This window comes from Legionella pneumophila subsp. fraseri (assembly GCF_000586315.1).
Taxonomy (GTDB): Bacteria; Pseudomonadota; Gammaproteobacteria; order Legionellales; family Legionellaceae; genus Legionella; species Legionella pneumophila_B.
Window position 1 is genome coordinate 63,000 of the sequence record NZ_KK074228.1, and the last position, 25,779, is coordinate 88,778.

Genomic DNA, 25,779 nt, shown 5'->3' on the forward strand with positions numbered 1-25,779 from the left:
TTTCAGAAGCACTGCCCTACTAAACAACCCCTATTAAGTTGGATCATGGCAGATTAGTTCATTAAGGAATCGTATTATTAAAGGAAATAACAGACTCATCATGCTCCTCATCATCTCCGCTACTGCTATTGTCATAGCTCCAATCTTCCCATACATCGCCTATAGAAAACTCCTCTTTAAACTCATCATATCGATTGTTTAATAGAAAATACATTTGCTCAAACCATTCATACATCTCACTGGGTAAGTCACTGTAAATATCAATTTCAATACCTTTAATCAGACCTATCTTATCATTGAGATCTTCCAGTTGATTATGTAAATGCTTAACCACCAGTTTGTAGTGCTCAAGGTTGTATTTATCAGGATTCAACAGGACATGGCTTATCATAAATTTTGTTTTTAATCTCAATATATCTACTTTGAACTGACAAATTTCTTTGTTCAAACCTTGCTTATCCTTTTTGAATAAGAAGAACCAATTAAAAAGGACATACTTTAACCTGCTCTCCAGTTTTTTCATTTCTACTAGCAGTAGCGGATCGAAATCTTTATTTTTGAGTATTTCGCTATAAGATGACTCGATATGCTCTAAATCTTTCTCAAACTCTTTCTTAACTGATTGGTAAATACTCATACTTTTCTTGTCATACGGATTGATAGCAAAAAATTTTGTGTAAGCCACTAATGCTCCAAATATTAAAGGATAAAAAATGTCCTAATTATAAATTACAAACAACAAATTGGAAATTAATTTTCCAGTTTAATTCTTTAAAACAATTATTTTATTTAGTAAGTTGGTTAATGTAATTCAAGCGTAATTCCTTTAATAAAAACTACAAGAGTAAAAAAAGTATTTCACTCTCTATGCTCTGTATATTACTGAGCATTCAGAATTTTAATTGGGTAAGGAGGCAACTCAGAATGTCTTTTCAAAAATTGTGTCACTTGGTGAACATCTTTTATGGTAGCTGAAGAATAAATTCCTTTTATACAAGTGTTTTTATCATAATGGTCTGTAACGACAACATAATTCCCTTTATTTTTCACCAAAGTACACAAACAAAAGGCAATTTTAGGGTTTTTAGGATCAACAAGACAAGGGCTATCCAAACAAAATGCCCATGGTCTTGAATTTCGACAACTGACATAGGATGAGATAGGTGAGTAACGCGAACTTAAAGCAAATCCATTCTTTGTTTTTGTAACGCCAGTGCAAGGTTTGGTGCCTACTGAATATTGATTAACCTTAACGTCGCATTTGCAAGAAGCTATACCCTTTTTTTCAGGAATAGCTTTACAAAGAGCAGTAGTACACAAAGCATAAGTGCTTTTACACAAAATAAAATTGCTGCTAGAAGATGCAAACAAATTGCAATTGAACAATATAAGCAAGGATACAAGAAATATTCCTCTCACTTTAATATCTCTATTAAAAGGTAACCTCTCTGACTATTGGAAGTTTATTTATCTATTTAAAATGCCTAATAATCAGTATAGTCTATTCCCTGATCACAAATTATTTTTTACAGTATTTAACTAACTAATGTTAGTATTATTTGATAGCAAAAAGTAAGTCACTAAAACCCTTCTTTATATATTCTGACAAGACCAAACGTTAATAGGAATTGAGCTACATAATAGGTAAACATAACAAAAACCCTTACATCAGCATGGGTATAAATAAACAAATTAAGAGCCAAAGTTAAATCGGAAATTAAAAAGAACAAAGCCCCACTTCCAATAGTTAACGTTTCGTTTTTTACCTGGAAAGCGCTAAATACCATAAGCATCAAGACGCAGAAATAAATCATTACTGGAATTAATAAGTCCCCAAGATATGGAATCATGGAAAATGCCACAAACCCCATCAATAGAAGAATAGGAAGATAGTAAAAAAAATATAATTTATTGAATTGAAATGATTTTAAAAATAAAGTGATATAAAAACAATGCGCTAATAAGAAGCAACCGATACCTAATTCCAACTGCAATGAAATAGGTAAAGTTAATACCACATCCCCGGCAAAGGAAAATACAAGTGCCAAGATTAGGAAAACTTTAGCCGATAAGAGAAGAGAAGTTCTAAATACCCCAAAGATTAAACAGGCTATAGGAAGAGGTTTTAAAACAGTAGTAACAGGATATTGTATAAACAAAACACTGACTAAATAAATAACAGCAGTAAACAAAAATATCCAGGACACTGGTTTGGAAAAAGAATAAGTCATAAATAGTCCCTTATTTTTTAAAATCAAAGCAATTGATTTGAGCTGTCTTATATCTCAACCCTATTAGATTTTTTATTATAGTCAATCAATTTTAAGGCTTGATATCGGTGTTGTTTTAGCTGAACCATCCCCATACAAATACGAATTGATTAAAATTAAAGCGCTCTCGGTTAATGTCAATGCAACCCCACTTAGTTTAACCACATTGAGCAAGGGAGTTGTTTCTCCAGTATCTGTAAAGGCCTCAAATGCCTGTAATGCTAATAAGGTGAATCCTGCAGTAAATTGCACCGCACCAACAATTTGTCCCATATAAGTATAAGCGGAATCATCACCCTTGTTTCGATAAAAGCGATTACCGAAAAAACCTATCGCACCAACCACCATTCCACCAACCGCGGTTACAACATTACCATTAGTTACTTGCTCACTGGCTTTACCTAATGCATACAGTATGGCAGGCCCTCTTGTTGCCAATTGAATATTCAGCTTTCTTGCATTTTCATAGACATCTGGACCTAAAGTGCCATGTTCTTCTGAATGTGATGGTGAATTTTCTGATTCATATTTTTCTTTTGCCATTATCAACTCCTGTTTAGCAAAATTCCGGGTAAGACATTATCCTTTCAATTTCTCAGATTATATCCACAGCTTTGCCTTATTATTTGACATGATCAGCCCCAATTTAACGTGACTTATGGATAAGATCAGCCGTTTTCTTGAATCATTCAGGCTGAGGAGGCATTTATGCCGTCTCGAAGCCTTGTATGGAATGTAATGTTTCATGCTTAGGCTTCGAGATGATGCTTACACATCTCTTCAGCCCAAACGGACCCTGGATATCGACTGCTCCTTATATAATCCTTATCCATAACTCAGGTTAATTTAAGTAATTTTCTATTTATCAATTTAATAAATTATTCAATAGCCGAAAAATCGAAGTATTTATTGTACCTAAACCCCCTCAAAATACCTACTTATTTCCAAGCAGGTGGAAATTTAATTTATCGTCTATAGTTAAATTAAATGCCTAAAATAACAAGAGATTTTCCAAATTGAAAAGAGGGGAAAATATGTTAAAACGCTTGCTCGGTGTAGTATCATTATTTTTCATATTGAACCATCACTGCTTTGCCGAAGAACATGAAATCGCCATTACTATTGACGATTTACCTTTTGTAGGCTCTGGGACAAGTACTCCAGGGAATCTGAAGCGCACCCAGGAAAGATTTATGGCCATTGTGAACACTTTGGTTGAAAATCAGGTTCCTGCCACAGGTTTTGCAATAGGTGGAGCCATAGCGAAAAATGAGTGGGAACTTCTGGAAATTTTTCGTAATCAAGGTTTTTCAATTGGCAATCATACCTATAAGCATCGTAGTTTAAATTCAATGACTGCGGAAAACTACATCGCTGATATCGAAAAAGCAGATACCGTTCTATCTCCTGTTATGACTGAGCCAAAATATTTCCGTTATCCTTATCTTGCCGAAGGCAGTGGAGAAAAGAAGCAAAAAGTGCATGAGTGGCTGGCAGCTCATCAATACACGATTGCTCCTGTCACCATAGACAGCAAGGATTATGAATTCAATGCACAATTTTACAGAATACCCTATAGGCAAAGACCGCAACGATTAGCACAATTCAAAAAACGCTATCTTGCATTTATATGGCAACAAACCCTAAGAGCAGAAAAAAAAGCCAAGAAAGTAGAAGGACAACCTGTTAAACATATTTTACTCATCCATGCGAATCTGATTAACAGTTTGTGTTTGGCTGACATTATTGAAATGTATAGAAGCAATGGTTATAAATTCATTACACTGCAAGAAGCCTTGAAAGGGAATACTGCGACTCCAATTAATGACTCATCGTCAACTGAAACAATGAGTTCGGAAACCGAAAAGAAAGAAGTCACTGAGCCTAAATCTTAAAGAATACAGAGTGATTTCTTGAAACATGAGCAGAACTTACAATGCCACTGGGATTCATTATCGCAAATCAGGTGAATCCCTATATCTCAATAAAAAATTAAATAAGGCTAAATTCTGGATAAATTAAAAGCTTTTATTTCAGTTGTGCCAATCTCGATAACGCATGGGCCGGTAAAAGAAGCCAATAGTGTCCTTCGTTCTTCATGTGGCCAGCAATCAAAGTGGCTTTGTCACCACCACCCCAAAATACATCGCCTCTTACTTTACCACGAATAGCCCCACCAGTATCCTGTGCTATCATCAAACGTTGCATAGGTTTATTGACATCAGGATTTTTAATGTCTGGTCTTGTAGTGTTTAACCACAAAGGAGCTCCCATTGGTATCCATTGTTTATCGATAGCAAGAGAATAACCCGGGGTTAATGCTACTCCCTGTGAACCTAAAGCCGCTTCCAATGACAACTTGCGGAAAAAAACAAATGATTTATTTTGATTGATTATTTTATCCATTTGTTTGGGATGAGCTTCCAAATACTTTTTAATCCTTTGCATGGAAGCATTATGCTTGGTCATGATACCTTTTTTTATTAATACACCCGCAATAGCGGTATAAGGGGCACCATTTTGACCATCATAGCCTATAAAAATTCGTTTGCCATCCTCAAGCTCAATGATTCCTGAGCCCTGAATTTCTAAAAACAACCTGTCAACAGGGCTATGGATCCACACCAAAACACGTGCTGTGTCTTTAATTGCTCCTTTGTTAATTTGTTCTCGAGTATAAAATGGTACAACTTTATTACCCGCAACTCGACCAATAATTTTCTTATTTTTTAAATTAGGAAGAAATAAACCCAAATCAACAGTCACCAAATTACTAGGCAACTCATAAATAGGAACACTAAATTCCTTTGATTTGGTATAACTGCCTTTAATTAAAGGCATATAATAGCCCGTAAATAAACCTTTCACTGGTTTATCATCATAGAATTCCACAGGAGCAAACCACTTCTCAAAAAATAATTTTGCTGATTTTTCATCAACAGGATTTATTTTTAAAGCTGCACGACAGGCCGGATGCCAATCCTTTGCCTGTAAATCAATTTGTTCTGTGCCAACAACACGCTCAGGATTTTGCTTTAGAAAGGCTCGACAAGATGTTTGAAAAGTTTCCAACGATTTTTTAAGTTGAGCATTCTCCCATCCAGGCAAATGCTTAAAGCTTACCTGCCTGAAAGTTGGCTTGGGTGCTTTCAACCACCACCATGCCGCTGCGCCTAAGATAATTGCAGCCAAGGCTACTGTCAGATAAATTAATTTCGATTTCATAGGAGGTCAATTTTTACACGCGATGGAGAAAAATGCAACTAAAAATTATTGTTACCAGTTCATCTTACTACAAAAAACATCCAGTTATAATAGTTTTTTTTCTATAATTTCAACCAGTTAATGTTTTAAAATTTTTATAATCTGACAAGTATCTCCAGCTAATCACACCTTCCTTAACCTGTATTTCCTCTTCTGAACAAGAGGATAAGTTGCTACCCGATTTGATAAACCTTAATTGCATGATGGAAGGTTCTCCATACTCTTCGTATTGCAATACCGTGAATCTCAAATGGTGAGAAGCATGTTTTTGTCCATCCTTATTAAGAACCAAACAAGAAAATTCGTTCAGGTCCTCAATAAAATATCTGTATTTTTTTCGATCCAATGTCAGTAAGCATCCTTTACTGCTAACCAGTTCATTTATGACATGATTGGCACCATAATCCTTTTGTACATAACAATCCTTCCTTGCATACAATAATGGCGAACGAGTTAATCGCATCACCCAATGTTCCAACTGATAGAAATTTTGATGAAATGTCTCCTGTGAATTGAGTGCTTTGTATTGCAAGAATATCTGTTGGAGGCTTGCCAAAACCAATAAGCTCATCAAAAAAGTAATACAAAGCGTCATTAAAAGAATGAAACCCGAATCAGTTTTTTTCATAAGTTTCGTACCGATACACTGATCTTACGGAATTTTTCCTTATCGCTACCAATTGTAAAATCTAATACTGGCCTCTGTTTGACAATACGTCTGGCAACATAAAACTCATGAATTAATGGGCTTAATTCTTCTGTTTGAAACAATTTGTAATGCAATGTCTTTTCACCCTTTTCATTTTGTTTAGTAAACCATGTTTCTTCCAGCCACTCTCCCAGGTAAGCAATTTCATCGTACCGGAACTTCAATGGTTTTTTTAAAGTAATCTGATATCCATTAGTGAGCTTATCTATTTTCGAGACTGTATGTACTTCGGCATGCCTGCAGTCAGAAATAATTAATGGATGTTTTATATTTGATATTACTGGCTCTTGAATCACTACTTGTGTTGGGCTCATGAAATTTATCACTTCCGTATAAACATCACTCATTCTATTGATACGAAGCTGAGCTTGCGGCATATTTTCAATTTGAAAATTAATTATTTCTCTCTCTGCATGTCGAGAATCATAAGTTTTTAATTTCTCGACACTTAAACACGGAGTAAATCCAGCTTTTCTAATACTGTTGCTTAGTAAATCGCTAATCCACAGCAAATCAAAATTAATTTCTAACAGTTCTTGTGCCTTTAGGTATTGAGGTTTGCTTCTTATATAAATCTGAGTAAGAGTAATCGTTATAATACTTGCCAGGAAAAGACTAATTAACATCTCAGATAAACCAAATCCTGTTTGTCTTCTCATTTCAATTAACGTCCAGATCATAGGAACGAATAATTGACTGGTTTTTCTTAAACCACGTAACATTCAAAATGATTTTCTTTTGAGATTGCCTGATATCAAAATGATAATTTGAAGGTGGCAGAGGTAATCTATTCTCACTGATATATAATGCTTCATCTACTTGATCTAAAAATTGGGAACCGTGAATTCTCCATATAAGATGATTGATTAAATCTCTGGTTTTCAACTGTTGTTCCACTAACATCAGAACTACCGTTGTCATTAGCATTAATGACATAAGTATTTCCATTAGGGTGAAACCCTTTTGCTTGTTCATAATAAAGCTCTTCCTGAGGTTGGATTGCACATGAAGGGTAACTTTCCGTTAAAAAAAATTCAATATACCGTTTTCATAAATTCCAAAAAACAAATTCATTCGTGACAGCTGGCACATGCTTAGGTAATATAAAAACATTTTTCTGTTTAGGAATAGAGTTATGTCTATTGATTTTCAACAATTACCTCATGCAGGAATACGTTCTTTGATTCCCTATGTACCAGGTAAATCTATTGAAGAATTGGCAAAAGAAAAGGGGATAACTGACATTATCAAACTGGCTAGTAATGAAAATCCATTGGGATGCAGTCCATTAGCCCTTTCAGCCATACAGAATATGTCATCACATTACATAGCAACATACCCATCGCCCTGGAACCATCCTTTAATGTCTAAACTGGCAAGTTACCTGAAAGTTAAACCCGAGCAATTGTTTCTAAGTAATGGATCTGATTACCTGTTTAATATCCTCTTAAATTGTTTCGCTCTTCATACCGACAGACATATCCTTACACATGACTACGCTTTTAGCACTTATGCCATTCAAGCGAACTCCCTGCAAATACCGGTAAACAGCGTACCCATCAATAGCAACTGGGAAGTCAATATTAATTATCTTGTTAATGCTTGCAATCAACAAACAGGAATTATTTTTATAGCAAATCCAAATAATCCAACTGGAGTGCTAATCCAGCAAAAAGAAATTAAATATTTATTGGAGCAAATTCCGAAAAGCACTCTGTTGGTTTTAGATGAAGCCTATTATGAATTTGCTGCTAACCAATTAACTGTCAATAGTTTGGATTGGCTTGAAGAACACCCTAATTTAGTTGTTACACGTACGTTTTCAAAAATCTATGGTATGGCAGGTCTTCGTTTAGGTTATGCTATTGCCAATCCATCCATTATTAATATTTTAAAACGAGTACAATTGCCATTTATAGTCAATCAAGTAGCTCTTGCCGCAGCCTATGCCGCTATCGATGATGATGCATTCATCCAATCAAGCCTCAAAATGAATGATGAAGGAATGTCGCAGCTACAGAAAGGCTTTAATGCATTAAATATAAAATACTTACCATCCTCCTGTAATTTCCTTACTTTTGATTGCAAAGAAGATAGTCTGGCTCTTTATAATTATCTTTTGGATAATGGCATAATAGTAAGGCCTCTGCATGCTTATAAGATGAATCATTTCATCAGGGTGACTATTGGCACCAAAGAACAAAACTCCAGGTTTCTAACAGCACTGAAGAATTTTTATTTATAACTTCTTTTTAAATTGAAAATAAAATTAAGGAATCAAAATGACTAGTGATTTAAGTAGTAAGCATTGTGAATCTTGCGAGGGAATAGGTGCTGCGCTCAATCCCGAGCAAATCAAAAATTTACTACCTCAATTAAACTCTAAATGGGAAGTAACTGAGGACAACCGAGTTATCAAACGTGCCTTTTCCTTTAAAAATTTTTATGAAACGATGGCTTTTGTTAATGCGATCGCCTGGATAGCTAATATTGAAAACCACCACCCTGATTTAGAGATTGGTTACAATTATTGCCGTGTTCATTTTATGACGCATGCACTTAATGGTTTAACTCACAATGATTTTATTTGCGCAGCAAAAATAGATAATTTACTGATTGAATAAAAATTATTGACTCTTTTTAAGAAGATAAGTTTTAACAAAATTTTGTAATTGTTTATCATCCGCTATCCGCTTCCTGACGATCTCGGCTCGGTTTTGTCCAATCTGACGAGGTTCGGAGTAAGCGATAATCGGAGCTGCGACCGTCAGGAAGCGGATGATAATAAGACACCAATCTCAAGGCCTATCATCCACCTCTCTGCGATGACTGGGTAGAAAATCCTTGTTATCCAAACCCATCGCTACTGCTAAAGCACCAGCAACGTAAATTGAAGAATAAGTACCTATTACTATTCCTATAATTAATGCCAATGAAAATCCATATATCGCTTCACCCCCATATACAAAAAGCGCAACCACAACAAACAGCGTCAGCACGGATGTCATGATCGTTCTGGAGAGAGTTTGATTGATTGAAATATTCATAATATCTATTGGGCTTGTCCGGCGAATTTTTACAAAATTCTCTCGAACACGGTCAAAGACAACAATGGTATCATTCAATGAATAACCAATAACGGCCAACAGTCCAGCAAGAGCCTTCAGATCAAATTCAATTCCGAACAAGGCAAAAACACCCAGAATCAACACCGGATCGTGAATCAATGCGACCGCTGAACTTACAGCAAGTTTATATTCAAATCGCATAGCGATATAAATCATCGTAGCTAATAAAGACACAATAATTGCAAGAGCCCCTTTCGTTGCGAGTTCTTGTCCGACTTGCGGGCCGACAAAATCAACTCTTTGCTTTACTGCTCCAGGCAATACTTCCATGACCTGATCTACCAGTATACTCTGCTGTTTATCCGCTCTGGGGGCAATGCTGATAAGCACATCTTTTGATGTACCATAACTAACCACTTGAGCTTCTTTAAAACCCGCCTTATTCAGATTTTCTCTAATTAAAGGCAAATCAGCGGCTTTAGAGTAACTGATTTCAATTTGCGTTCCACCAGTAAAATCCAACCCCCATTTCAAACCATTAATCATTAATGCGCCAATAGACACTACAAAAATCAATATAGAAAACAACGCAGTCCAACGGCGCGCGCCCATAAAATCTATTTTTGAATTTGGATTAAAAAATTCCATCTGAGCCTCGCCTTATATACCTATAGATAATTTTTTGACATTACGCCCACCATAATACCAATTCACAAGAGCTCTGGTGTAAGTAATACCAGTTAACATAGAAGTTAACAAACCTAAAGAAAGGACAACTGCAAACCCGCGCACCGGTCCTGTGCCTACTGCGAATAAAATGATAGCCACAATTAAAGTAGTCACGTTGGCGTCCAATATAGTTGAAAACGCTCGCTCATATCCTGCATGAATTGCAGCTTGGGGAGATAACCCATTACGCAACTCTTCTCTAATCCGCTCATAGATCAGGACATTGGCATCAACAGCCATGCCTACAGTCAAAACAATCCCCGCAATTCCCGGTAAAGTCAGAGTCGCATCAATTATGGATAACAACGCGCAAAGAAAAACCAAATTCAGCATCAATGCAATATCAGCAATTAAACCAAAAAAATGATAATACACGAGCATTAACACCAAAATTAAACCCATACCAACTTCCAGGGATATAAGGCCTCGGCGAATATTTTCTTTACCCAGAGTCGGGCCAACAGTACGCTCTTCTACAGGATAAATTGCCGCAGGTAAAGCGCCTGCTCTTAATAATAAAGCCAGATTACTTGCTTCTTTACTATCAGTCAGTCCAGTAATCTGAAAATTACTGCCTAAAGCATTTTGAATTACTGGCGCGCTAATAACTCGCTCTTCCTTCTTTGTTATCCGTTTTTCTTCACCATTAATTGTTTGTGTAGTCGTTTTGGTTTCCACAAAAACAATCGCCATCCGCTTACCAATATTTTCACGTGTAACCTTGGTAAACAAGCTCTCGCCCCCACCACCCAATTGAATTTGAACAGATGGAGAAGCCGTTTGTTGATCAAAACTGGACACTGCTGAAGTAATGGAGTCACCGCTTAAAACGACCTGTCTCTTTAATAAGATAGGATGACCATCCATCATATACAGCTTATCATTAACAGGAACTACTCCGGTTTGCTTTGCAATGAAAGGATCATTTTCCTGGTCAACCAAATGAAATTCCAAAGTAGCAGTACCACCAAGTATTTGTTTTGCTCTGGCAGCATCTTGAATACCTGGCAAATCAACAGCAACACGAGTTGCTCCTTGCTGTTGTACAACAGCTTCACCAACGCCGAGCTCGTTCACTCGATTTCTCAAGATACTCATTGTTTGTTCGATAGTATTTTGTCTTATGGAATTTAATTCTGTTGGAGAAATAGCACCTAAAATTGAATTTTGTGTTTTGGTTTTAACAAAAACCACATCAGATATTTTTTGTCTTAACTCAACTAAAGCATTTTCCATTGATTCAGAATCTCTGAAACGCAATTCAATTCCTTTATCTGATAAATAACGTATACCCGAATAACGAATACCTGCCTCACGTAGCTCTTGGCCAATATTTTTCATTATTCCTTCATAACGCCGACTTATAACACTTTCTACATCCACTTCAAGAAGAAAATGAACACCTCCTCTTAAATCCAACCCTTGCTTCATAGGGTCAGCATGAATTGCTTCAAGCCAATCTGGTGTGGAAGGCGCTAAATTCAAAGCCACTGTGTAATCAGAACCCAGGCTATTCTTGATAATATCGCGAGCCAATAATTGAGAATCAGTAGAAGAAAATACAACCTCTACTCCATCCCTCTCAACAACCAGGGATTTATAATCCATATTGGCATTTTTTAAAATGGACTCTACCTGATTTTTTATTGTCTCTGTATCTTCATCTGTACCTGCTGAAATTTGAACGACAGGATTTTCCGTATACAAATTCGGTATAGCGTAAACAAATCCAATGACTGCAATCACTATCAGCATTAGATTTTTCCATAGAGGATATTTATTTTGCATTTCTGATTCCCTATGCCTAACTTAAAGTGATTTGATAGTGCCTTTTGGTAATACTGCAGTAACAGCGCCTTTTTGCAAATTAATTTCTATACCTTCTGCCGGGCTTACTTTGATGTATTGATCATCCAAGCTCACGACTTTTGCCAAAATCCCTCCAGATGTTACTATTTCATCCCCTTTTTTTAAGCGATTTATCAATTCTCTGTGCTCTTTCGCTCTTTTGCTTTGCGGTCTTATTATCATAAAATAAAACAAGACAAAAATCGCAACGATCATAATCAGTGAAAAAGCTCCATCAGTTTGAGCAGCTGGCGCATTTCCTGCTGCGGCTAATGCATCACTAATAAAAAAACTCATAAAATCTCCTCAAATCGGGTATTAATTTCCTGGTTTTCTTTCGAAGATGGTCGATAAACCAATTTCAAAAGATAGTTCTAAGAACTCTTGTATGGATTACCAGCGTGACATCATATAGCGAATTTACTCGAAGGTAAATGAATAGTTAATTACCTTGAATGTAATACGCATTATGTTGAATTAAGAATCTCTGGCATAGCAATGGGGTATTAGCTAACAAATGATACAGATAAGCTCTTGTCAACTGTGCTGAACAAGTAGGACATGAGCAATTCTCATCAATCAGTTGAAAATTGAAAACCTGGCTTTCATCCGTTAAATCAACATTCCCTTCGCGGCCGTATACAATGCCCCGCATGGCATTTTTTGCAGGCTCATCCGATTCGATTAAAATCGATTTCTTCCTGTTTAAATCCTCGATTAAATCAGCACCGATAGGACCAGAGACATAAAGAGGAAACTCAGACCATTTTTGCAATTGACTCAAGAAATCATCATTATATTTTGCTTCACTGAAATTGAAATACACACCATGTTTTCCAGGCACCTTCAAGGTTTCAAGTTGCTTCGCTGACAAAAAAGGTAATATAGTATCATCCCATTGATCCCATAGTCCGGAAAAACCATTCATAATCGTTTCAGGTAAAAGAACCGCAGCTGGCTTAATATGTAAAATCAAATGCACTAACTCTGAGTTGGTTAATTTAATCCGACTTCCGTCATAGGGTGAAATCAATATCACCATCCCGTTCTTATCTGATACAAGACGGCTCGCATTGAGGATGAGATGACCTGACCACCCTAGATATTTGGCGAAATCAGTTACCTTGTTCAATAATGAATATCCCGGTTTTAATAGCAATAAATCCAGGTAACAAGAGGCCGTTGTAATCTTAATTTCTTGCCAATTGGCCGCAGTAAGACATAATCCCGCTTCAGTATTTAAAACAGGAACAAAATTTTGATTTGTATTCAACATCCGCTATCCTCTAATGTAGCCCTATCATGACACCGCAGAGCACTTTATAACAATAAACTGGCATCTCCATAACTAAAAAAACGATACCTTTTATCGATTGCTTCCTGATAAAGAGCCATGCACTGTTTATGTCCAATAAAAGCGGACACCAACATCACTAGAGTTGATTCAGGTAAATGAAAATTAGTCATTAATCCATCACAAACCTTAAATTGATAGCCAGGATAAATGAAAATGTCGGTATCACGACTACAAGAAATTAACTCTCCTCCTATAGCAGCACTTTCAAGGCTACGTAAGGCGGTAGTCCCAACAGCAATTACTCTATTTCCCATAGATTTGGTGGCCTTCACAGCAGCGCACAGGTCAGGACTAACAGTAAACCACTCACTATGCATTTTATGATCCTGAATGCGTTCACTGCGAACTGGCCTGAATGTTCCTGCCCCTACATGGAGAGTGACGTAAGCAATTTTAACTCCCCGTGCTCGGATACTGGATAAAACAGCATCATCAAAATGCAATCCTGCTGTAGGCGCTGCAACAGACCCAGCGCATTTGGCATAGACGGTTTGATATCTCTCCTTATCCAAGGATTCGTCTTCTCTGGTAATATAGGGTGGTAATGGAATATGTCCAAGATCATTTAAAAGATCTAAAATAGCTTGGCTGGCCTTACAAAGAAACAGATCATCCTGCCTCTGTAATACTTCAAGTTGCTTCCCGGCATCAAGAAAAATGATATCATTTGATTTTAATGATTTGCTCGCTTTTATATGGGCCAGGAAAGTAAAATCGCCTGTTATCCTCTCTACTAACAGTTCAACCTTGCCACCAGTGGCTTTGTGGCCATATAAGCGAGCTGGTATCACTTTACTGTCATTCATTACCAATAAGTCCCCTGGCCGCAAAAAATCTGCAATTTCCCGGAATTGGTAATGACCATATTCTTCTGTTTGTCGATTATAAATTAACAGCCGTGAATCACTTCTATTCGCTAGAGGGTATTGGGCTATTAATTCGGAGGGCAAATCAAAATAAAAATCTTGCTTATTCATGGAACAACCTAAAAACAAATTGGTGCAATTATACACCGAACCTTAGTCTTAAAATCAATTATTGAGAGCTTATTCATTTTTTGAGAATATCACACCATCTGTTTTTTTATCTGTTTAAGACACTACAAGCAATATTACAGTGCAGAAAATTAAAATCAGGGTGCTTGTTAAATAGGGGTAAGCATATCCCTTGTAGGTTCGTTTTCGATTGATCAAGTCCAATAATAATACAGGTCCCACTGAAACAGTGGTGAGTAGTATAATGAGTGCTATCGATGTCGAATATTGCTTAAAAGGCATAATCCGCGTCAAAAAAGCTAACACAGCTTGCAATACTTCTCGAATATAATAAATTGCCCATATAAACAAATAATCAAAATTGTAAATTAACCAGGAAGCGAGACCTAAAGGAATGAGTAACTTAGCCCCTCTGATTGCAAAAATTTTTTTAAAAGCTCTAATGAATTCTTGAGAGAAGAAAACCATAATTGTTGCAAATAAAATAACCAAAGCTAAGGTTAAAAGCATTTTAAATCCTATTTTTAAATCTTATTAAAGTCATTTATTACTGTTTTTAACCAGGGCAAAATTATATTTTGATTATACAATGACAAAAACATAATCAAATTTATAAATTATCTTGACTCATAATCAACTCAAATTGGTATGATCTTGCCCTGTGTTTATAACTATATTTATGCATTAACTAAGGTCTGTTGACAATTTGCGCGGGCGTTTTAGATTATATTATAAAATGAATTGTCAATAGCCCCTAATTACTTTTTTATTTTTTCTCTTCTAACTCTTCCCAACGGGCAAAATATTGATTTAACAATGCTTCTTCCTTGGCTAACAGCTGAGTTATTTCTGAAATAATCTTGACATCTTGCTGATAAAATTCGGGGGAAGCCATTTGCAAATGCAGCTCTTCAATTTTTTTCTCCACAGCTTCAATCTGTTGTGGTAACTTCGATAATTCTCGTTGTTCATTAAAAGATAAATTTTTGGTTTTCTCCGGACTGCTGCGTTTTGAAACAGGAGATTTCGCTTGCTGCTCACGACGTGTTAATTGATGTGATTTGTAATCGCCATAACCACCAACAAATTCATTAAACTGACCGTTTCCTTCATAAACCAGTACACTGGTTACTACTTGGTTAATAAACGCTCTATCATGACTGATTAGTATTAAAGTACCAGGATAATCAACTAATACTGTTTCAAGAAGCTCCAGGGTTTCTATATCCAAATCGTTGGTTGGTTCATCCATTACGAGCAAATTAACCGGTTTGGCAAAAAGTTTCGCCAGTAATAATCTGTTCCTTTCCCCCCCAGATAAGGAAGATACTGGCTGATTGAATCGATCAGCGGAAAATAAAAACTCTTTTAAATAACTGGCAACATGTTTTTGCTTACCATTAATTGTTACATAATCGGCCCCTTCCCCCACATTAAACATGACTGTTTGATCTTCAAGCAAATGTCGGCGTAACTGATCAAAATAGGCCACCTGAAGCCCTGTCCCTAATTTTATAGTTCCTGCATCAGGTTTAATTTCTCCCAGCAGCAATCGAACTAAAGTAGTTTTACCACAACCATTGGGGCCGATAATTCCAAGCTTGTCTCCTCTTGTCATCAATAAGGAAAAATCTTTTATAATAGGTTTGTCATTTATTGCATAACTCACTTTGTTTGCTTCTACTACAAGAGCACCAGAACGGGTTACATCCAAACTTAAAGATTTCACTGTTCCTAACTGATTACGACGTGCTTTGTACTGTTCTCTCATTGCCTTTAAAGCTCTGACTCTGCCCTCGTTGCGCGTACGTCTTGCCTTGATACCTGTACGTATCCAGGCCTCTTCTTCTGCAAGCCGTTTGTCAAACAAATCATTTTGTTTTTGTTCGCTAAACCGTATCGACTCTCGCCTGTCAAGGTATGTTTCATAATTACAATGATGGAGATACAATTTCCCACGATCGATTTCAAGGATACTCGTTGCTACCTGGTTTAAGAATTCTCTGTCATGAGTTACCACCATCACGCTACCAGAAAAGGATTTTAAATAATTCTCCAACCATTCGATTGCTTCAACATCCAAGTGGTTAGTAGGCTCATCCAATAACAGTAAATCTGGTTCGGCAAGAAGTGCTGCGCCCAACAATACTCGTCGTTTCATACCACCAGAGAGATTAGGCATCTGCTCATGAATATCTATTCCCAATCGGCTGGCCATCGTTTCAATTTTGGGTAATAAATGCCAGGCATTTAAGTTATCCATTCGCTGCTGACATTTAGCTAATTTATCCATATCTCCTTGTCTCGTAAATTCATGAAACTGGGATAATACCTCCCCTGTTTCACCTAAACTTTTTACAAGAAAATGAAACACCGATTCTTCTTCAGTTCCAGGTACTTCCTGGACTAAACCTGAAATACGCAAACCTGACGAGCGATGCATTTGTCCACTGTCAAGGGTAAATTCCCCTTGTAATATTTTCAGCAATGTTGATTTTCCAGCCCCATTGCGTCCAACAAGAGCAATTCTATCCTGTGGCTGAATCTGTAAGTCAGCACAATCCAGAATACAATTGCCAGCCAGGATTAAAGAGGCGCTGTTAAGGGAAACTATACTCATCAAAACTCTCTATTCAAATAAATCTGTTTAACTTCATTTTATTGAGAAAATCTTATCGACTCACTGTCTTTTTAATATTAAACGCTTGTCCTGTTGCACCATGTGAAATTGTGATAACACATTCATCCCTAGTAACACGGTATTATCCTCATTTTCAGGGATTATGACCGCTTTGACATTCTGCAAATGAAACTCTCCAAATGACAAATGTTGCAAACGAGTTAAAAACCCTGTTACCTTGCCATTAGCAGTTTCTATAGTAATAGGATATCGTCCGGTAATTTTTAAATTATTAGCCAGTCCTTGGGGTATTGCTACCAAAGTAGCACCAGTATCCACCAAAAACTCCACAGGATATTCATTAATCTTACCTTTTATCCAATAATGCCCTTCATTATCGGCGCTTAATACGTACTCAGTACGATTAGCTACAAAAGTGGTACTTTCTGGCTTATCGTAATAGTAAAAGAATAAAAACATCCCTATAAAAAAGATAATCCAAACAAATAAGAACATCAGACGCCCTGTGCGAGCGTATTGATCATCACTCATGGTTATGCAGACGCAGGTAAAACCAGAATTCCATCCATTTCAACCTTGGCACCCCTTGGTAACGCTGAGACTTCGATTGCCGCTCTTGCAGGATAAGGTTCTAAAAAATATCGACTCATGGCTTCATTAATTAAGGGAAAATGATTTAAATCAGTAAGATAAACGTTTAACTTGACAATATTAGCCAAGCTACCACCAGCCGCTTCACATACAGCTGACAAATTTTCCAGGACTTGAGTAATTTGTAATTTAATATCATCGCTACAAATCTGCATTGTTTCAGGATCCAGTGGAATCTGTCCTGAAAGAAAAACGAACTCACCACTTCTTATCGCTTGACTGTATGTACCTATCGCTTCTGGTGCCAATTTTGTGTTGATTGGTTGCATTAATTCTCCCCTTGTTTTTTTCGATATAACCGCATAACTACTTTATTTGCCCTTAATCGACGCATGACTCGAGCTAAATGTGTTCTGTCACGAACACTGATGGAAAAAGTGACCGCATTATGACGACCATCTCTGGGATCTACATTAATATTCCCTATGTTAGAGTCTGCTTCAGAAATAGCAGTTGCTAAAGCAGCCAATACACCTCGTTCGTTTGCTACATCTACAGTAATATCAACCCAATATTCACCCTGTACCTGCTCATCCCAACGCAAAGCAATAAACTGTTCCGGATTGCTACGCGTTGTTTTTAGTGTAGTGCAGTCACTGGCATGAACAATAATGCCTCTGCCTTGTTGAAATTTGCCAACTATATTATCTCCAGGTATTGGCTGGCAGCACTCGCCAAAATGCACAACCATCCCTTCAGTACCCTTAATTGCCAAAGGTCTTTTATTACCTTTATCGGTTTCATGGGAGTCTTGTGAAACCACCAACCGCTTGGCAATAACCATTGCCATCTGATTACCTATTCCTATGGCATACAATAAATCATCAACCGTTTTATAATGTAAATCGCTGAGCAATGCCTGCAATGTTTCCGGAGGTACTTTTGCGTAATCACTGGATAATTCTGCCAGGGATTGCTCCAATAATCGTTTTCCTAAAACAATAGACTCGGCATGTTGTTGGCTTTTCAAAAAATGACGAATATTTGATCTTGCCTTTCCAGTCACAACAAAATTCAGCCAGGCCGGGTTGGGATGTGCTCCCGGCGCAGTAATAATCTCTACGGTTTGACCATTGGATAAAGGAATACTTAAGGGTACCAAACGCCTGTTAACTTTTGCCGCAACACAACTGTTTCCTACTCCAGAGTGTACCGTGTATGCAAAATCGACTGGAGTGGCTCCTTTCGGTAACTCCATAATGTGCCCTTTAGGGGTAAAAACGTACACTTCATCAGGAAATAAATCAATTTTAACGTTTTCAATAAACTCAAGAGAACTACCTGTGCTCCTTTGCATTTCCAGCAAACTTTGAACCCACTCTCTGGCACGAAGCTGGGCTTCATTCACTTCCAGTCCGGAAGATTTATAGATCCAGTGCGCCGCCACTCCATTATCAGCTACTTTATCCATTTCCCTCGTTCGTATTTGAACTTCAAGAGGAACACCAAAAGGCCCAAACAATGTAGTATGCAATGACTGATAGCCATTGGCTTTGGGAATTCCAATATAATCTTTAAAGCGTTGAGGAACAGGTTTATAAGTGCAGTGTAAAGCTCCCAAAATTCTATAACAGGAATCAATATCTTCTGTAATGATGCGAAATGCAAACACATCCGTAATTTCTGTAAAGGATGCTTTTTTCTGCTTCATTTTTCTATAAATGCTATATAAATGCTTTTGCCTGCCAAATACTTGCTCATAAGGAATATTTAACTGCGATAAGGCATGTTGCAAATCTTTCTCTATAGTCTGAGTCAACTCTCTTCGATTACCCCGAGATTTTTCAACGGCAGATTTAATTGCCCTGTAACGCATAGGATATAAAGCTTGAAAACCCAAATCTTCAAGGCCAATATAAATAGAATGCATACCCAAACGATTGGCAATAGGAGCATAAATCTCGAGAGTTTCAATTGCAATTCGTCTGCGCTTGCCTGCAGGCATTGCTCCTAAAGTGCGCATATTATGTAAGCGATCAGCCAACTTAACGATAATAACACGAATGTCCTTAACCATAGCCAAAACCATCTTACGAAAATTTTCCGCTTGAGCTTCAGCCTTTGATTCAAATTTAATTTTGGTCAGCTTGGTGACGCCATCAACAAGGGCAGTGACTTCTTCGCCAAATTGTTTGACTAATTCTTCTTTACTGATGGAGGTATCTTCGACAACATCATGAAGCAGGGTGGCCATGATAGTTTGATAATCCAGCCTCATTCTTGCCAGAATGAGGGCAGCTGCTACAGGGTGCGTAATATAAGGCTCACCTGAACGACGCATTTGACCATGATGTGCTTTTTCAGCCACCAAATAAGCTTGATAACATTTTTCAATTTGCGCCTGCTCAAGATAGCATTTAAGCTCTTCATCGAGCTCTTTAAAGTAGCTCACGCAGTACTCCCTAGTATCCAACATGGCTATTTATACCTCATAACTCAAAATACGGTTTTATGCCTCGCCCTAGTTCCCTTTGCTTTGCTTAAATACCATAACTTGATTAACAAGAGGTATATTTTTATAGAATGACTAATATTCCCAAGGCAAAGTCAATAACTAATTTTAATCTTCATCCAAAATATCCGCTGTAACATAACCTTCCGCAATTTCCCTTAGCGCAACTACAGTAGGTTTATCATTTTCCCATTCAACCATGGGTTGATCGCCTCGAACTGCAATTTGCCTTGCTCGTTTGGTAGCAACCATAACCAGCTCAAACCGGTTTTTAACATGTTCCAAACAATCTTCAACTGTTACTCGTGCCATAAAATCCACCTCTGGGTTATTAGAACAAATACTAGCTCAAATCTTTTATTTTACTGCGATGACAACAGGAAAGAAAGCAATTTGGCTTGTTTATTTACCTGTTTTTCAATTCTAAGCCTATTGGCAATTACTATCGACCGTAATTCCATTGCTGCCTTTTCAAAATCATCATTAACAATCAGATAATCAAATTCAGGATAATGACCAAGTTCATCCTGTGCTTTGGTCATTCTCTCACTAATCACATTATCCTTATCTTGTCGCCTGTTCATCAAGCGTTCTTTTAATGCATCCAAAGAAGGAGGAATGATAAAAACACTTACTGCGTCCGGATAGGCGTGTCTAATTTGCTCGGCTCCTTGCCAATCAATATCAAGAACGACGTCAATTCCAAATTGTAATCGTTTGTTAATTTGAGCAACCGAGGTACCATACCAATGGTTAAATACTCTGGCATGCTCAATAAACGCTCCTTCATTCACCATAGAAACAAATTGTTCTTCATCAACGAAGAAATAATCCACGCCATCTTTTTCTCCGGGCCTCATAGGTCTGGTCGTATGAGAAACCGATACTTCAATCTCATCCACCATTTCTATGAGTTTTTTGACCAAACTTGTTTTTCCTCCCCCGGAAGGTGCTGCAACAATGTATAAATTTCCTAAATTATCACTAAACATAACACTTACTCAAAATTCTGAATTTGTTCACGCATCTGCTCGATTAAAACTTTCATTTCAACAGCACTCAAGGTTAACTCCGCTGAATCCGATTTTGAGCTTAGAGTATTCGCCTCTCTGTTTAATTCTTGCATTAAAAAATCGAGTCTTCTTCCTGTCACCTTTTCTGCATTCAAAGTCCGGCTCACTTCCGCTATATGGGTCTCAAGCCTGTCCAATTCTTCACTCACATCAAGTTTGGCTAATAGCAAAGCAATTTCCTGCTCTACACGTGCCTCTGGAACATCCATTTGCAACTCATGCAAACGAGTGAGTAATTTATCCTTGGTCTTGGCACTCATTGAAGTCACAATGCTTTTGGATTTCATAACCTCTTGACGCAAAGCCTGCAGTCTGTCTTCAACATATGCCTTTAATGACCTGCCCTCTACAGCCCTGACTTCACACAATTTATCGATACCTTCCTGAAATAACTCTAAAGCAATTTGAGACAATTCCTCCATATCCAACGGATTAGCCTCTACAACGCCCGGCCATGAAAGCACTTGACTGACAGTCATGTCATTAGCCAGATGATGAGAGACAGATAATTTACTGCTTAAATCAAGTAATGCATTAATCGTACCTATATTTATAAGCATAGACCGATTATCACAACTTGTGTCCTTGTACTTTAGATGGCACTCCAGTTTCCCCCGATGTATTTTATCCCGAAGCAAGGATCTTAACTCCGTTTCAAGAAATCGAAACGACTCAGGCAAGCGAAATGACACATCGAGATAGCGATGATTAACAGACCTGATTTCCCAACAAAAATCACCTGCATCAAATTGCTTTTGCATTCGAGAAAAAGCCGTCATACTATGAATCATAAAGGATACCTACTTTTTAACCTTGCGCGAATATACCTGAAATTAAAAGAATTGCACAGGGATTGCTCATCAATTAATCTCAACAATATATAAAGTCCTGCATGTATTTTAGAGTGCAACTCCAGTATTAAAGAGTTATACTTGGACATTTTATAGAGGAGTATCTCTAATGCGTCCTAGTAATCGTGAACATGATCAACTTCGTCCCGTTACAATAACTCGTAATTTTACCAATTATGCTGAAGGCTCTGTATTAGTCGAATTTGGTCAGACGAAAGTGATATGTAATGCATCAATTATCGAAGGAGTTCCCCGGTTTTTAAAAGGTAAAAACCAGGGATGGATAACCTCTGAATATGGCATGCTCCCACGAGCAACTCATAGCCGTACTGAAAGAGAAGCCAGTAAAGGTAAGCAAGGCGGAAGAACATTGGAAATTCAACGTCTAATAGGACGTTCACTGAGAGCTTGTATTGATTTAAAGGTGCTGGGGGAAAATACTATTACTCTTGACTGTGATGTTATTCAAGCCGATGGAGGAACCAGAACAGCAGCTATAACAGGCAGTTGTGTGGCTATGCGAGATGCCATCCACTGGATGGTTCAACGTGAAAAAATACGTAAAATGCCCGCTTTTAATTATGTAGCGGCAGTATCTGTAGGTATTTACAGGGGGCAAGCCGTGCTGGATTTGGATTATGCAGAAGATGTTCTTGCCGAAACAGATATGAATGTAGTGATGAATGAACAAGGGCATTTTATTGAAGTTCAAGGTACTGCCGAAGATAATTCCTTCAGCCGGGAACAACTGAACAACATGTTATCATTAGCTGAAATCGGTATTCCCCAATTAATTGAAATCCAAAAAAATGCCTGAGAACAATAGCCTGGCGCAAACAGTCGTCTGCTATAAAAATTAACACGTCAAACCTGAACAACGGATCTCTGAAGGGAAGCCTTGAGCTGACTAAAGAGATCCAGTTATAACTATTGGCATTACTGTCTTCAAAAATTTTGGGGGAGCTCTGGAGCAATCCCTACAAATACGAACACAGTATTTAAATCTATCCGGACTTGCGAAAAGCCCCAAGGTCGAGGCAAAAAATGTTGTTTGTTAATGAGGGAATTTAGATAAGCTAAATGACCGAATTAACAAGATTTTTTAACAAAGAGATGGTTTTTTCGCAAGTCCAGTCTATTTAAAATAATGATTTATTCAGAGCAGCCTCATGAGCAGTGTGCTTGGAAATAATATTTTTATTAACTAATTCGGTCAAATGCTGATCCAAGGTTTGCATTCCCTTGGCTTGACCAGTTTGAATTGAGGAATACATTTGCGCCACTTTATCCTCACGAATCAAATTACGGATAGCCCCAGTGCACATCATAATTTCAAGTGCTGCAACCCGGCCACCTTTATTCTTTTTTAATAAACTTTGAGCAACAACAGCTTGTAATGACTCAGACAGCATAGAGCGTACCATTGATTTTTCTTCAGCTGGAAATACGTCGATTATCCTGTTTATAGTTTTTGTTGCAGAATTGGTATGCAATGTACCAAAAACCAAATGCCCCGTTTCTGCTGCAGTCATTGCCAGACGTATGGTTTCCAAATCACGTAATTCACCCACTAATATAATATCGGGATCTTCGCGCAATGCTGATCTTAAAGCGGCATTAAAGCTTAACGTGTCCTTATGAACTTCGCGCTGATTTACCAGACATTTTTTACTCTGGTGAACAAATTCTATGGGATCTTCAACTGTTAAAATATGCTCATAACGAGTTGAGTTAATATAATCGATGACAGCGGCAAGCGTAGTGCTTTTTCCGGATCCAGTTGGACCAGTAACCAGAACCAGACCTCTGGAAAAATTGGCCATTTCTTTAAAAATTGGAGGTAACCCTAAGTCTTCCATACTAAGAATTTCAGAAGGAATAGTTCTGAAAACAGCAGCGGCACCGCGTGATTGATTAAAAGCATTAACCCTAAACCGTGCCAGATTGGTTATTTCAAAAGAAAAATCTGTTTCAAAAAATTCTTCATATTCTTTTCTTTGCCTGTCATTCATTATGTCATAAATAATCTTAATGACGTCCTTATGCTCTAATGGAGGTAAATTAATTTTGCGCAGATCACCATCAACACGAATCATAGGAGGCATGCCAGCTGAAATATGCAAATCTGATGACTTGTTTTTAACTGAAAATGCCAACAATTCTGCGATATCCATACTCTATAATCCCTGCCAATTTTTTCATTATATATTGTAGATTAACTCATGAAATGATTGCCAGCAATCATGGATATCTTTTTGTAGTACCATTACACTTCATGCATAATTAATACTTCTTTTTATAATAAAGCGCCTCATCTTTTGATTAACCAGGATTAATATGAGTATTAGTCAGAACATAAAAAAAGTAAGAGAACTGATAAGCCAGACAGAATTATCCAGTAACAGGCAACCGAACAGTGTCTTATTGTTGGCCGTTAGTAAAGAACAAAGCCCCGAATTAATCAGAGAGGCATTCCAACAAGGGATAAGGCACTTTGGAGAAAACTATTTTCAGGAAGCCCAGGAAAAAATATTGGCATTAAAAGATCTGCCTATCTGTTGGCATTTTATAGGGCCTATTCAAAGTAATAAAACCAAAGGAATAGCGAAATATTTTAATTGGGTCCACAGCATTGACCGAAATAAAACAGCCAAACTTCTTAACCAGTTCAGATCTGAGCAACTACCACCGCTCAATGTCTGTTTACAAATTAATTTGGCTAGAGAAACTACAAAATCTGGCATTCCTCCAGAACATGCCATCGACCTTGCTCTCGAAGTAAAGCAATTGCCTAATTTGCAACTAAGGGGACTGATGACAATCCCTCCTCAGCAAAACAACATGCAAACACAGTACGATTTATTCCTTAAACTCAATCAACTCAAGGAATCCATCAATAAGACACTTCATTTAAAAATGGATACTTTATCAATGGGTATGAGTGATGATTTAGTTCCGGCAATTAAAGCAGGTTCCACTATCGTTCGAATTGGACGAGCAATTTTTGGCGAACGAAAAGGTAAATTATTATGAATATCAGTTTTATTGGTTATGGGAATATGGCGAAAGCAATTGCCTGCCACTTACAAAAGCAAAATAAATACTCATTGTCAGCTGCCTCGCCATCCTTATCTGCGGGCATTAGTAAAGAAAATATTCGCACTCATTACGATAATAAAGAAGTGGCTAAAGACGCAGACGTCATTATATTGGCAGTAAAACCCGCACAAATGCGTGAGGTAGTCAATGAGATTAACCCTTTTATTTCATCAGGTTGCCTTCTAATCTCAGTGGCAGCGGGATTGTCCCTGACCTGGTTTGCCAAATATTGTAAAAAAGGACAAGCGGTCGTAAGAACCATGCCTAATACCCCGGCTATAGTTGGATTTGCAGCAACATCAATGATAGCCAATCAATTTGTAAGCGAGAAACAAAAAAAATGGGCAGAACAATTATTTTCAAGCATCGGTATTACTGATTGGGTTAAAGATGAAGAGGACATGGATACCATCACCGCCCTTTCTGGCAGTGGTCCTGCTTACGTATTTTTATTTCTTGAAGCAATGATTAATGCAGCAGTCCAATTGGGTCTGGAAGAAAATGTTGCCAAACACTTTGCCATACAGACATTTGTCGGATCGCTTAAGTTAGCTCAACACAGCCAGTTGAATTTGGCTGAACTGAGAAAAAAAGTAACCTCCCCAGGAGGAACAACAGCTGCAGCTCTGGAAATCCTGCATGGAGATTTGGATGAGCTCATTTATTCCGCTATGAAAGCAGCGAAACAGAAAGCTCATGAATTAGGAAAAGTTGAATAACTCTTTTGAGTTAAGAAAAATTCTGTCGCAAGAAGTCCTCTGTTGACTTCTTT

28 protein-coding genes are annotated in these 25,779 nt (G+C 37.5%); 6 read left to right on the top strand and 22 right to left on the bottom strand.

What is annotated here, in order from left to right; genetic code table 11:
- Positions 1–61: 61 nt before the first annotated feature.
- The 4 genes from CC34_RS0114730 to CC34_RS0114745 form a co-directional block, all read right to left on the bottom strand.
- Positions 62–685, bottom strand: a complete 624-nt coding sequence (locus CC34_RS0114730; RefSeq protein WP_027229188.1) for a hypothetical protein — start codon at positions 683–685, stop codon at positions 62–64.
- Positions 686–879: 194 nt separating this feature from the next.
- Positions 880–1,341: a hypothetical protein gene (locus CC34_RS0114735; RefSeq protein ID WP_229310358.1), complete on the bottom strand. Its 462-nt coding sequence runs from the start codon at positions 1,339–1,341 to the stop codon at positions 880–882.
- Positions 1,342–1,580: 239 nt separating this feature from the next.
- Positions 1,581–2,231 carry a lysoplasmalogenase gene (locus CC34_RS0114740; protein WP_027229190.1) on the bottom strand — a complete coding sequence of 217 codons (651 nt, stop codon included), beginning with the start codon at positions 2,229–2,231 and terminating at the stop codon, positions 1,581–1,583.
- Between the two features lie 81 nt (positions 2,232–2,312).
- Complete coding sequence (locus CC34_RS0114745) at positions 2,313–2,813, bottom strand: hypothetical protein (RefSeq protein ID WP_027229191.1); 501 nt, start codon at positions 2,811–2,813, stop codon at positions 2,313–2,315.
- A gap of 491 nt (positions 2,814–3,304) precedes the next feature.
- Here CC34_RS0114745 and pdaA point away from each other — a divergent pair, with 491 nt between their 5' ends.
- Complete coding sequence (gene pdaA, locus CC34_RS0114750) at positions 3,305–4,165, top strand: polysaccharide deacetylase PdaA (protein WP_027229192.1); 861 nt, start codon at positions 3,305–3,307, stop codon at positions 4,163–4,165.
- A 133-nt stretch (positions 4,166–4,298) separates the two neighbouring features.
- On the opposite strand, the gene mltA is transcribed toward pdaA, so the two are convergent.
- From mltA to CC34_RS0114770, 4 genes are all read right to left on the bottom strand, one after another.
- Positions 4,299–5,495: a murein transglycosylase A gene (mltA, locus tag CC34_RS0114755; RefSeq protein WP_027229193.1), complete on the bottom strand. Its 1,197-nt coding sequence runs from the start codon at positions 5,493–5,495 to the stop codon at positions 4,299–4,301.
- A gap of 109 nt (positions 5,496–5,604) precedes the next feature.
- The gene (locus tag CC34_RS0114760; RefSeq protein ID WP_027229194.1) at positions 5,605–6,162 is read right to left on the bottom strand and encodes a hypothetical protein; all 558 of its coding nucleotides are present in this window, start codon (positions 6,160–6,162) and stop codon (positions 5,605–5,607) included.
- Positions 6,159–6,902 (bottom strand): PilW family protein, encoded by a 744-nt coding sequence (locus CC34_RS0114765; RefSeq protein WP_027229195.1) that lies wholly within the window; start codon positions 6,900–6,902, stop codon positions 6,159–6,161. The genes CC34_RS0114760 and CC34_RS0114765 overlap by 4 nt, the downstream gene beginning before the upstream one ends.
- Before the next feature lies 1 nt (position 6,903).
- Entirely contained in the window at positions 6,904–7,218 is a 315-nt protein-coding gene (locus tag CC34_RS0114770; protein WP_027229196.1) for a prepilin-type N-terminal cleavage/methylation domain-containing protein, read from the bottom strand.
- A 160-nt stretch (positions 7,219–7,378) separates the two neighbouring features.
- Between CC34_RS0114770 and hisC the strand changes: the two genes are divergently transcribed.
- Together hisC and CC34_RS0114780 are read left to right on the top strand one after the other, a co-directional pair.
- Positions 7,379–8,488 carry a histidinol-phosphate transaminase gene (gene hisC, locus CC34_RS0114775; protein WP_027229197.1) on the top strand — a complete coding sequence of 370 codons (1,110 nt, stop codon included), beginning with the start codon at positions 7,379–7,381 and terminating at the stop codon, positions 8,486–8,488.
- A gap of 37 nt (positions 8,489–8,525) precedes the next feature.
- Positions 8,526–8,867 carry a 4a-hydroxytetrahydrobiopterin dehydratase gene (locus CC34_RS0114780; protein ID WP_027229198.1) on the top strand — a complete coding sequence of 114 codons (342 nt, stop codon included), beginning with the start codon at positions 8,526–8,528 and terminating at the stop codon, positions 8,865–8,867.
- A 174-nt stretch (positions 8,868–9,041) separates the two neighbouring features.
- Here the strand turns inward: CC34_RS0114780 and secF are convergent, their stop codons facing one another.
- The 13 genes from secF to CC34_RS0114845 form a co-directional block, all read right to left on the bottom strand.
- On the bottom strand, positions 9,042–9,959 hold the full coding sequence (secF, locus tag CC34_RS0114785) for a protein translocase subunit SecF (protein WP_027229199.1): 918 nt from the start codon (positions 9,957–9,959) through the stop codon (positions 9,042–9,044).
- Positions 9,960–9,971: 12 nt separating this feature from the next.
- Positions 9,972–11,828, bottom strand: coding sequence for a protein translocase subunit SecD (gene secD, locus CC34_RS0114790; protein ID WP_027229200.1), 1,857 nt, complete (start codon positions 11,826–11,828; stop codon positions 9,972–9,974).
- A 21-nt stretch (positions 11,829–11,849) separates the two neighbouring features.
- Complete coding sequence (yajC, locus tag CC34_RS0114795; RefSeq protein WP_027229201.1) at positions 11,850–12,185, bottom strand: preprotein translocase subunit YajC; 336 nt, start codon at positions 12,183–12,185, stop codon at positions 11,850–11,852.
- 145 nt (positions 12,186–12,330) lie between these two features.
- Positions 12,331–13,164 (bottom strand): tRNA guanosine transglycosylase family protein, encoded by an 834-nt coding sequence (locus CC34_RS0114800; RefSeq protein ID WP_027229202.1) that lies wholly within the window; start codon positions 13,162–13,164, stop codon positions 12,331–12,333.
- A 44-nt stretch (positions 13,165–13,208) separates the two neighbouring features.
- On the bottom strand, positions 13,209–14,222 hold the full coding sequence (queA, locus tag CC34_RS0114805; RefSeq protein ID WP_027229203.1) for a tRNA preQ1(34) S-adenosylmethionine ribosyltransferase-isomerase QueA: 1,014 nt from the start codon (positions 14,220–14,222) through the stop codon (positions 13,209–13,211).
- A 114-nt stretch (positions 14,223–14,336) separates the two neighbouring features.
- Complete coding sequence (locus CC34_RS0114810) at positions 14,337–14,750, bottom strand: hypothetical protein (protein ID WP_027229204.1); 414 nt, start codon at positions 14,748–14,750, stop codon at positions 14,337–14,339.
- 256 nt (positions 14,751–15,006) lie between these two features.
- The gene (locus CC34_RS0114815; RefSeq protein WP_027229205.1) at positions 15,007–16,860 is read right to left on the bottom strand and encodes an ATP-binding cassette domain-containing protein; all 1,854 of its coding nucleotides are present in this window, start codon (positions 16,858–16,860) and stop codon (positions 15,007–15,009) included.
- A gap of 60 nt (positions 16,861–16,920) precedes the next feature.
- Positions 16,921–17,412: a retropepsin-like aspartic protease family protein gene (locus tag CC34_RS0114820; protein ID WP_027229206.1), complete on the bottom strand. Its 492-nt coding sequence runs from the start codon at positions 17,410–17,412 to the stop codon at positions 16,921–16,923.
- A 2-nt stretch (positions 17,413–17,414) separates the two neighbouring features.
- Positions 17,415–17,801: a RidA family protein gene (locus CC34_RS0114825; RefSeq protein ID WP_027229207.1), complete on the bottom strand. Its 387-nt coding sequence runs from the start codon at positions 17,799–17,801 to the stop codon at positions 17,415–17,417.
- A complete protein-coding gene (gene spoT, locus CC34_RS0114830; RefSeq protein ID WP_027222185.1) occupies positions 17,801–19,924 on the bottom strand; it encodes a bifunctional GTP diphosphokinase/guanosine-3',5'-bis pyrophosphate 3'-pyrophosphohydrolase in 2,124 nt (707 codons plus the stop codon). The genes CC34_RS0114825 and spoT overlap by 1 nt, the downstream gene beginning before the upstream one ends.
- Positions 19,925–20,092: 168 nt before the next feature.
- Positions 20,093–20,296 carry a DNA-directed RNA polymerase subunit omega gene (gene rpoZ, locus CC34_RS0114835; RefSeq protein WP_011214258.1) on the bottom strand — a complete coding sequence of 68 codons (204 nt, stop codon included), beginning with the start codon at positions 20,294–20,296 and terminating at the stop codon, positions 20,093–20,095.
- Between the two features lie 50 nt (positions 20,297–20,346).
- On the bottom strand, positions 20,347–20,976 hold the full coding sequence (gene gmk / locus CC34_RS0114840) for a guanylate kinase (RefSeq protein WP_027229208.1): 630 nt from the start codon (positions 20,974–20,976) through the stop codon (positions 20,347–20,349).
- Positions 20,977–20,981: 5 nt separating this feature from the next.
- Positions 20,982–21,848: a YicC/YloC family endoribonuclease gene (locus CC34_RS0114845; protein WP_027229209.1), complete on the bottom strand. Its 867-nt coding sequence runs from the start codon at positions 21,846–21,848 to the stop codon at positions 20,982–20,984.
- A gap of 169 nt (positions 21,849–22,017) precedes the next feature.
- On the opposite strand from CC34_RS0114845, the gene rph reads away from it, so the two are divergent.
- A complete protein-coding gene (gene rph / locus CC34_RS0114850) occupies positions 22,018–22,725 on the top strand; it encodes a ribonuclease PH (protein ID WP_027229210.1) in 708 nt (235 codons plus the stop codon).
- A gap of 322 nt (positions 22,726–23,047) precedes the next feature.
- Here rph and CC34_RS0114855 read toward each other — a convergent pair whose 3' ends face one another.
- Entirely contained in the window at positions 23,048–24,082 is a 1,035-nt protein-coding gene (locus tag CC34_RS0114855) for a type IV pilus twitching motility protein PilT (protein ID WP_027229211.1), read from the bottom strand.
- Between the two features lie 163 nt (positions 24,083–24,245).
- On the opposite strand from CC34_RS0114855, the gene CC34_RS0114860 reads away from it, so the two are divergent.
- A complete protein-coding gene (locus CC34_RS0114860; RefSeq protein WP_027229212.1) occupies positions 24,246–24,941 on the top strand; it encodes a YggS family pyridoxal phosphate-dependent enzyme in 696 nt (231 codons plus the stop codon).
- The gene (gene proC, locus CC34_RS0114865; protein WP_027229213.1) at positions 24,938–25,726 is read left to right on the top strand and encodes a pyrroline-5-carboxylate reductase; all 789 of its coding nucleotides are present in this window, start codon (positions 24,938–24,940) and stop codon (positions 25,724–25,726) included. The genes CC34_RS0114860 and proC overlap by 4 nt, the downstream gene beginning before the upstream one ends.
- Positions 25,727–25,779: the final 53 nt, after the last annotated feature.